This is a genomic window from Microcoleus sp. D3_18_C2 (genome assembly GCF_036702395.1).
Lineage (GTDB): Bacteria > Cyanobacteriota > Cyanobacteriia > Cyanobacteriales > Microcoleaceae > Microcoleus.
In genome coordinates, this window is the sequence record NZ_JAUBTG010000019.1 from 99,179 (window position 1) to 106,751 (window position 7,573).

9 protein-coding genes are annotated in these 7,573 nt (G+C 46.8%); 5 read left to right on the forward strand and 4 right to left on the reverse strand.

Annotated features, from left to right (window positions below):
• Nucleotides 1-886 (forward strand): HAD-IC family P-type ATPase (locus tag QUA88_RS14360; protein WP_333210478.1); only part of this gene is annotated, 886 nt, incomplete at its 5' end.
• 197 nt (nt 887-1,083) lie between these two features.
• Here the strand turns inward: QUA88_RS14360 and QUA88_RS14365 are convergent.
• Nucleotides 1,084-1,431 carry a hypothetical protein gene (locus QUA88_RS14365; protein WP_190659999.1) on the reverse strand — a complete coding sequence of 116 codons (348 nt, stop codon included), beginning with the start codon at nt 1,429-1,431 and terminating at the stop codon, nt 1,084-1,086.
• A 105-nt stretch (nt 1,432-1,536) separates the two neighbouring features.
• Between QUA88_RS14365 and tmk the strand changes: the two genes are divergently transcribed.
• The 4 genes from tmk to QUA88_RS14385 all read left to right on the forward strand — a co-directional run bounded on the left by tmk (nt 1,537) and on the right by QUA88_RS14385 (nt 5,474).
• A complete protein-coding gene (gene tmk, locus QUA88_RS14370) occupies nt 1,537-2,205 on the forward strand; it encodes a dTMP kinase (protein WP_333053131.1) in 669 nt (222 codons plus the stop codon).
• Nucleotides 2,206-2,578: 373 nt separating this feature from the next.
• Nucleotides 2,579-3,541, forward strand: a complete 963-nt coding sequence (locus tag QUA88_RS14375) for a DNA polymerase III subunit delta' (RefSeq protein ID WP_333272289.1) — start codon at nt 2,579-2,581, stop codon at nt 3,539-3,541.
• A 27-nt stretch (nt 3,542-3,568) separates the two neighbouring features.
• Nucleotides 3,569-4,054 (forward strand): peptide-methionine (S)-S-oxide reductase MsrA, encoded by a 486-nt coding sequence (gene msrA / locus QUA88_RS14380; RefSeq protein ID WP_445299481.1) that lies wholly within the window; start codon nt 3,569-3,571, stop codon nt 4,052-4,054.
• Nucleotides 4,055-4,637: 583 nt separating this feature from the next.
• A complete protein-coding gene (locus QUA88_RS14385; protein ID WP_333272292.1) occupies nt 4,638-5,474 on the forward strand; it encodes a metallophosphoesterase in 837 nt (278 codons plus the stop codon).
• A 178-nt stretch (nt 5,475-5,652) separates the two neighbouring features.
• On the opposite strand, the gene rppA is transcribed toward QUA88_RS14385, so the two are convergent.
• The 3 genes from rppA to QUA88_RS14400 form a co-directional block, all read right to left on the reverse strand.
• Nucleotides 5,653-6,339 (reverse strand): two-component system response regulator RppA, encoded by a 687-nt coding sequence (gene rppA / locus QUA88_RS14390; RefSeq protein ID WP_333053126.1) that lies wholly within the window; start codon nt 6,337-6,339, stop codon nt 5,653-5,655.
• Between the two features lie 59 nt (nt 6,340-6,398).
• Nucleotides 6,399-7,049, reverse strand: a complete 651-nt coding sequence (locus QUA88_RS14395; protein WP_333053124.1) for a glutathione S-transferase family protein — start codon at nt 7,047-7,049, stop codon at nt 6,399-6,401.
• Nucleotides 7,050-7,232: 183 nt separating this feature from the next.
• The coding region (locus QUA88_RS14400) for a hypothetical protein (protein WP_333272296.1) at nt 7,233-7,573 on the reverse strand (341 nt) is incomplete at its 5' end.

The window sequence follows — 7,573 nt, forward strand, 5'->3', positions numbered from 1 at the left end:
AGATGCCTGTTCCACAATTGACTCAAAACTGCTGCAAATTGCGGCGGCGGTGGAAAGGGGCGCTTCTCATCCCATCGCGGCAGCGATTTTGCTGGAAGCTCAACAGCAAGGTTTGCCGCTGCTAGCTGCTGAGGATTTCTGCACGGAACCGGGCTTGGGGGTTTCGGCTTTGGTGGAGGGCCGGCGGGTGTTCGCGGGGAATGCTGAGTGGATGAAGGAGCAGGGGGTCGCTGTGGCGACGGAATTGTCGGGGTCTTTGCAAGGCAAAACGGCGGTTTACGTGGCTTCTGGGGGCGTTTTGCTGGGGGTAATCGGCCTAAAAGATACTCTGAGGCCGGATGCTAAGGCGACGGTGGAACGTTTGCGGGGCATGGGATTGCGGGTGATGATGCTGACGGGGGATACGCCGTCTGCGGCGGCGGTGACGGCGCAGCAGCTAGGTTTGGCGGCGGCTGATGTTTTGGCCGGGGTGCGGCCGGAGGGGAAGGCGAGGGCGATCGCGACTTTGCAAGCCCAAGGCTGTAAAGTGGCTGTGGTGGGGGATGGTATCAATGATGCGCCGGCTTTGGCTCAAGCTGATGTCGGTATCGGTTTGCACTGCGGCACTGATGTGGCAGTTGAAACTGCTCAAATTGTGCTGATGCGAAATGCTTTGATGGATGTTGTTGAGTCGATCGAGCTGGGGCGCGCTACTTTTAATAAGATTCGCCAAAATTTATTTTGGGCTTTTGGTTACAATACTCTGGGAATTCCGGTAGCCGCAGGTATCTTGCTGCCTGCAACCGGAATTCTACTCAGTCCTGCGGCGGCTGGAGCATTTATGGCGTTTAGTTCTGTTAGCGTGGTGACAAATTCTTTGTTTTTGCGCCGGGGATTTCGAGCTTAAATTTAGGGATGGCATATAAAAGTCGGAGGCCATCGGTCATTAGCTAGAAACTAATGACTAATGGCCTCATACCAAGACGGATACAAGCCCCCCACACCAGGAGTCGAGACCAAAGAAGTTTCGACGTTAGTTCGAGGCCCCAGATTTATCTGTGGAGTCACTCTAAAATCTAAAATGTAAACTCGACTGACTGATGGCTAGAGTGCCATACTTTCCAAAAGTCGCCAGTTATTGTTGTTCATAATTGAACGACTCACTAGCTCGAACATTTGACGGCAGTGGTTGTTGGTTTGCAGGGGCAGTTCTTCGTTTTTAATCACGAAGTTCATGCGAACCTCTGAGTCGCTGGCCGTGTTTTTCTCAATTAGGACTTCTGCGGTGACAAGTTTGGCAATGGAAACTTGACCGGGAAGCTCGCGAGCCATGACGGAATCTCCTGTATTGTAGATAATATCAAGATTGCATGACTCTAAAATTTCAATCAGGGATTGACGGAGACGGTCGATCGGAACGGCAACGATAAAAAAACCAGTATAGCGAGCCATAGACAACTCCAGCCGTGAGGCATTTAGACTTTATTATCATACCGAACCTAGAACAGATGCACAGAACAATATGGATTTATTTTATTCAGGTGGAAAGTTAGGGCAATGAAAGGCAAACTTATCGTGTTTGAGGGGGTTGAAGGTGCGGGTAAAACTACGCAAATGCAGCGCTTGATACAGTTCCTGCAAGTAAGTTGCTTTCTGAGAGTCCGCTTGGTGGCTACTCGCGAACCGGGGGGTACTGAGCTGGGAAGGGGACTGCGACATTTGCTGCTGAAACAAGATGGGGGCGAATCTGTATCCGATCGAGCAGAATTACTCATGTACGCGGCCGATCGCGCTCAACACGTCGAAACTTTTCTCAAACCCGAGTTATCTAAGGGAACGATTGTTTTATGCGATCGCTTTACTGACTCTACGATCGCTTATCAGGGCTACGGCCGCGGTCTTAATTTAAATTTAATTAAGCAGTTGAATGACATTGCCACCGGCGGCTTGGAAAGCGATCTGACTTTGTGGCTGGATATTGATGTGGAGGAAGGTTTGGCGAGGGTAAGGGCTCGCGGAGGGTGCGATCGGATCGAGCAAGCGGATTTGAAGTTTCACCGCCTTGTGCAGCAAGGTTTTTCGGAGTTAGCCGAGGCAAATAAATCTCGAATTGTTCGCATAAATGCCGATCGGCCTGAATATGAAGTCGCTCAGGAAATTCAAGCTATTGTAACTCGCCGGTTAGAAGGTTGGGGATATTTAAATAATACCAATTCTGAAAAGTAAGCTTACATAGATAGCCAGAAACCGGGTTTTTTACGAAATATTTGCTAAAAATCCTCAAGGTAGAGGAAAAACCCGGTTTCTTCGTTGTAACTGACATCTTGCAGCAATGTCAATTGGGGCTTTTGGGTGGGGTGGGGGCGGGTTTTTTAACCTGTCTGCTACTTTCCGAGGCTCAAGAGTGAACCCGCCCCTACAGCTTGTTGAGAATGGTGCAAGATTTCAGTTGTAACTAACTCACCATAGGGTAGCGGGGCAAAATTCTTGAAGAGGTAGTCATTACATTCAGCGCCCCTGACGCACCCTACCATAACTTCCTTCTGTCCACTTCCTTCTGTCAACTGTCAACTGAATACTGTCAACTGAATACTGTCACATGAATTATTTTACATCATTAATCGGACAAGAGCGAGCAGTAGAATTGCTAACTCAAGCAGTCGAGCGAAACCGAATTGCTCCTGGTTATTTATTTGTCGGCTCTAACGGCATCGGCAAAAGTTTAGCCGCTCAGTGTTTCATCGAGCTTTTATTCTCAGCCAATATTCCCGAAACCAGACTAATAGCCTCCGTGCAAAATCGCGTGCGACAGCGAAATCATCCAGACTTACTTTGGGTAGAACCAACTTATATGAACCAAGGCAAACGGCTTACGCCAAAGGAAGCAGAGGAAGCCGGTTTAAAGCGGAAAGCACCACCACAAATTCGTTTAGAACAAGTTCGAGAAATCAGTAATTTTCTCAGCAGACCGCCGCTAGAAGCAGCACGTTCAGTCGTAGTGTTGGAACAAGCAGAAACAATGGCTGAGGGAGCCGCTAACGGCTTATTGAAGACATTGGAAGAACCGGGAAAAGCAGCCCTAATTTTAATTGCTCCGACAGTGGAACTTTTGCTGCCAACTTTAATTTCGCGTTGTCAAAAAATTTCGTTTTCTCGGCTGAATCCCGAAGCAATGGCACAAGTTTTGCAGCAAGCGGGATTCGCGGAGATTTTGAATCATTCCGAGGTACTGGGGATGGCTCAGGGCAGTCCTGGGGAGGCGATTTCTATTTGGCAGCAACTGCAATCAATACCCGATGATTTGCTGCAAAAGGTGAAGCAGTTGCCTCAAAATCTGCGGTCTGCTTTGGAATTGGCAAAGGAAATTGATAAAACTTTAGATACTGAATCTCAGTTGTGGTTAATCGATTATTTACAACACTGTTACTGGCAGCAATTTTTGGCAGGGGGAATTAGTCGATCGCCCCTAGAGCCCTTGGAGAAAGCACGACAATATTTGTTAAACTACGTACAGCCGCGATTAGTTTGGGAATGCACACTTATGGGAATATGTCAACCATAATTTAGTGCCAAGTTTTATCTCAATACGATGAGTAACACGATGGAAAAAGCCACATTTGCCGCTGGTTGTTTTTGGGGAGTTGAACACAAGTTTCGCGCCGTTGCGGGTGTCGTCTCGACTGCTGCGGGCTACACAGGAGGCCACTGGCCGAATCCCTGCTACCTGGATGTTTGCGCCAGAGTCACCGGTCACGCTGAATCTGTGCTGATAGAGTACGATCGATCGCAGGTGAGTTACGAAGCACTGCTAGATGTATTCTGGAATTGTCACGATCCTACCCAAATCAATCGCCAAGGCCCCGACAGAGGCGAACAGTACAGGTCGGTGATTTTTTATCACAATTCCGAACAAGAAAAAGCCGCTCGCGCCTCCAAACAAAAATTACAACTTTCCGGTAAATACGACAAAGATATTGCCACGGAAATCAAACCTGCTGGGGAATTTTATATGGCAGAGGATTACCACCAGCAATATATTGAGAAGAAGCGACTTTCGTCAAAAGTTATTAGTTAAGAAGTAGGCAGACTCGACAAACAATAAAAAATATTAGGGGCGGGTAAGGCAATGATCTATACTAGCCACCAGTTTATTATTAATGCAAAACTCTGCCTCCCCTACGCCATGTTTATTTCCATTTACTTAGGAATGAGAATTAAATAACTTCCACTCTTGAAAGTGGGATGGGCGTCCCGCCCGTCATGAGTGGACGGGCGGGACGCCCATCCCACAATAACAATTAAAATTGTAAGTTATTTAATTCGCGATCCTTAGTAATAAATCATTAGTGATGAGATAGTGTTTGGTAGGGGCAATCCCCGCGTGGTAAGCCGATGCGATGGGGATTTCGCTTGTCATTTTTTTATAAAAATGCTGTAGTAGTTGGGGGCGTAAAACCCAAACAATTTTGCAAGAAAGCCTAACTGAAGATTGGGCATTTCTTTTTCAATTTTCTTGAGTAAATCCGACTTTTTGCGTCCCTGAATGTAGTAATTAGTCAGAGAATATAAGGAAAAGGGAAGAATATCTAGTTTGGCAGTCTTGCTTGTTTATTTGCTAAGCTAGAGGTGGCGCTCTGTCATCAATAAACTTTAGATTTATGCACAGGTTATTAACTGGGAAACTGCGAGTAGAGCATTTAACAATACCAATCGCCAATCTTCCAGCAAATCTATCCGGTACTAAAATTGTACAGCTTACGGACTTTCACTATGACGGGGTGCGGCTGTCGGAATGGTTGCTAGAAGAGGCGATTGCTGCGGCCAATCAAGCTGAACCAGACATGATTTTTTTAACCGGTGACTTTATTACCTACGATCCCGCACCTATTTACGACTTAGTGCAGCGATTGAAAAAGTTGCAAAGTCGGGTGGGAATTTACGCGGTTTTGGGCAATCACGACCACTATTGGCCGGGGGCCAAGAGAGAGGTTGCTAATGCTTTAAATAGCGTCGGGATTCGGGTTTTGTACAACGAAGCAATCTATCCTTTGGGGTCTGAATTGGCTTTAGTTGGGTTAGCAGATTTTTGGTCGGGCGATTTTGCGCCTAAACCTGTCATGGCATCCATAAATCCCGCAATTCCTCGGATTGTCTTGTCTCACAATCCTGATACTGCTGAAAATCTGCAAAATTGGCGGATTGATTTGCAGTTTTCTGGGCACACTCACGGCGGTCAAATCGTTATTCCTGGTATCGGCCCTTTGTACGCTTGGGTCAGAAAAATTGGCTATTTTATTCCTAAACGAATCCGAAAGTTCATTCCTTTTCTGTCGGCTTGGGATCGAGTAGTTACTCACTGGGAATGGGCTAGCGGTTTGCATCGGGTTGGGAGTAATTTGCTGTACGTGAATCGCGGTTTGGGAACTTATGCGCCGGGAAGACTATTTTGTCCCCCGGAGGTGACAGTAATTACTTTGGTTTGTCAAGATACGTAAAGGCTGGTTTAGGGTGCACACTTTCCCGATAATAGATAATATAGCCCCAGGAAAAAGGAAGTTCGGCAACGGATTATGTAACGGATGTAACGGATGTAACGGATGTAATGGATGTCAGTCCGAGGGAAGAGGGAAGAGGGAAGAAGTAAAAATGATTTTTGTACAATTTCTATGATTTTTAATTGGCTTCTCCAAAGCGATAGCCTCTGCCATAGACTGTGTGAATTAGGACAGATTCGCCCGGGGCTTCTATTTTGCGGCGCAGGAGGCGAATTTGAGCGGCTAATACATTGCTGCTGGGTTTTTCTGTTTCACTCCACAAATACTGGTGGATTTGTTCGTGTGTTAGCAATTGACCGGTATGGCGCATTAAGTATTCTAATAACTGACATTCTTTTTCTGATAAGTCAATTGTACGATCGCCCCGATAAGCTAATTGATTGTCGTAGTCTAGCTGTAAATCTGCAACTTGCAGCCGCCCGACAGCAACCTCGGCATCAAAAGTAGGAGGCCGCCGCAGCAAGGCGCGGACTCTGGCTAGCAATTCTCGCAGTTCAAAAGGTTTGACTAAATAGTCGTCTGCACCGGCGTCGAGTCCTTGTACGCGATCGTCTACGGTATCTTTGGCGGTGAGAAATAGCACTGGCGTATTCCGTCCTTGCGATCGCAATTTCTGGCAAATTGCTAGTCCGGTTTGTCTCGGTAGCATCCAATCCAAAATTAGCAAATCGTAATTGCCCTGCATGGCTAAATTGATGCCACTTGCTCCGTCAAATGCCACATCTACTGTATAACCTTCGCGCGTTAAAACTCGACTTAAAGGGTCAGTCAACTCAACTTCATCATCAACTAAAAGAATCCGCATCCTGATTTCATATTTGAGACTTGAAATTTGAGATTTGAGTTTAAGTAAACTGATTTTTCCTAGATTTTCATGTGTGGAATACTTTCCGTTTCGCTGTAAGCTGCTGCTACCCATTCCTGGATGGCAGGCAAGGCCAAAATCGCATCCGCATAAGCTTTTGTTACTGAATCTAATTTGACTCCGTAGGTGACAAAACGCATCACAACGGGGGCAAACATAGCGTCAACAATTGTGAATTTTCCGAATAGCATATTGCCACCTGTTCCGAATTTTTGACGGCATTCGCGCCAAATGGCAAAGATGCGATCGATCTCTGCTTCTACACCGGGAGTCCTCCCTTCTCCCGGATAGCGGTTGCGGCAGTCCATCGGCATATTGTCGCGCAAATTTTGGAAACCCGCGTGCATTTCGGCGCAGATGGAACGGGCGATCGCCCGTTGGGCTACATCTGTCGGCCACAAATCATTTGCAAAGCGTTCTGCAACGTATTCGCAAATTGCTAAAGATTCCCACACTTTCAAGTCGCCGTCGATTAAAACTGGCACTTTTCCCGAAGGAGAATAGCGCCGAATTTCCTCATGGGTTGTCGGCCAGTCTAAGGGGATTCTCACCTCGGCAAATTCCAGTCCAGCTTGTTTCATCGCCAGCCAAGCGCGCAGCGACCAAGAGGAATAATTTTTGTTGCCGATTACCAGAGTCAATTTGGTCATAATGTAGCTGTCAGCTATTTCCGATCGTCCGTGCAATTTTAAGTTTTAGAGTTGAATATACAAAGCCGTGAGACACAATGGCGATCGGGCGATCGGCCCGTTTTCTGCACCAGCCTCTGCAAGCATTTTACCAAAAAATTGGGTCTAAAGCCCCGTCCTTCTAGGACGACTTTTTATTCTTGGTCATGATAATATTGTAATGTGGCTAGGGTATTCAACCACATTAAAAACCCAGTCGCCTGAAGGCAACGCACCTTGAAAACTGAAGTTATGGGCTTGAGCGCAGAAAAGCTGGCGCGGGTAAAAACTTCGAGCAACAAGTACGCCTAGAAACCAGTATTTTGGGTTTTGAATTGTACCGTGGGGCACACGGGAACAAGACTCTGCAATGAGTCGGAAGCTTGAGGACAGAACCATCTTGCGGTAAGTACAGGAAGCTGTACTTATTAAGGAATGAGAATTAAATAACTTCCACTCTTGAAAGTGGGATGGGCGTCCCGCCCGGCCAAAACGGACGGGCGGGA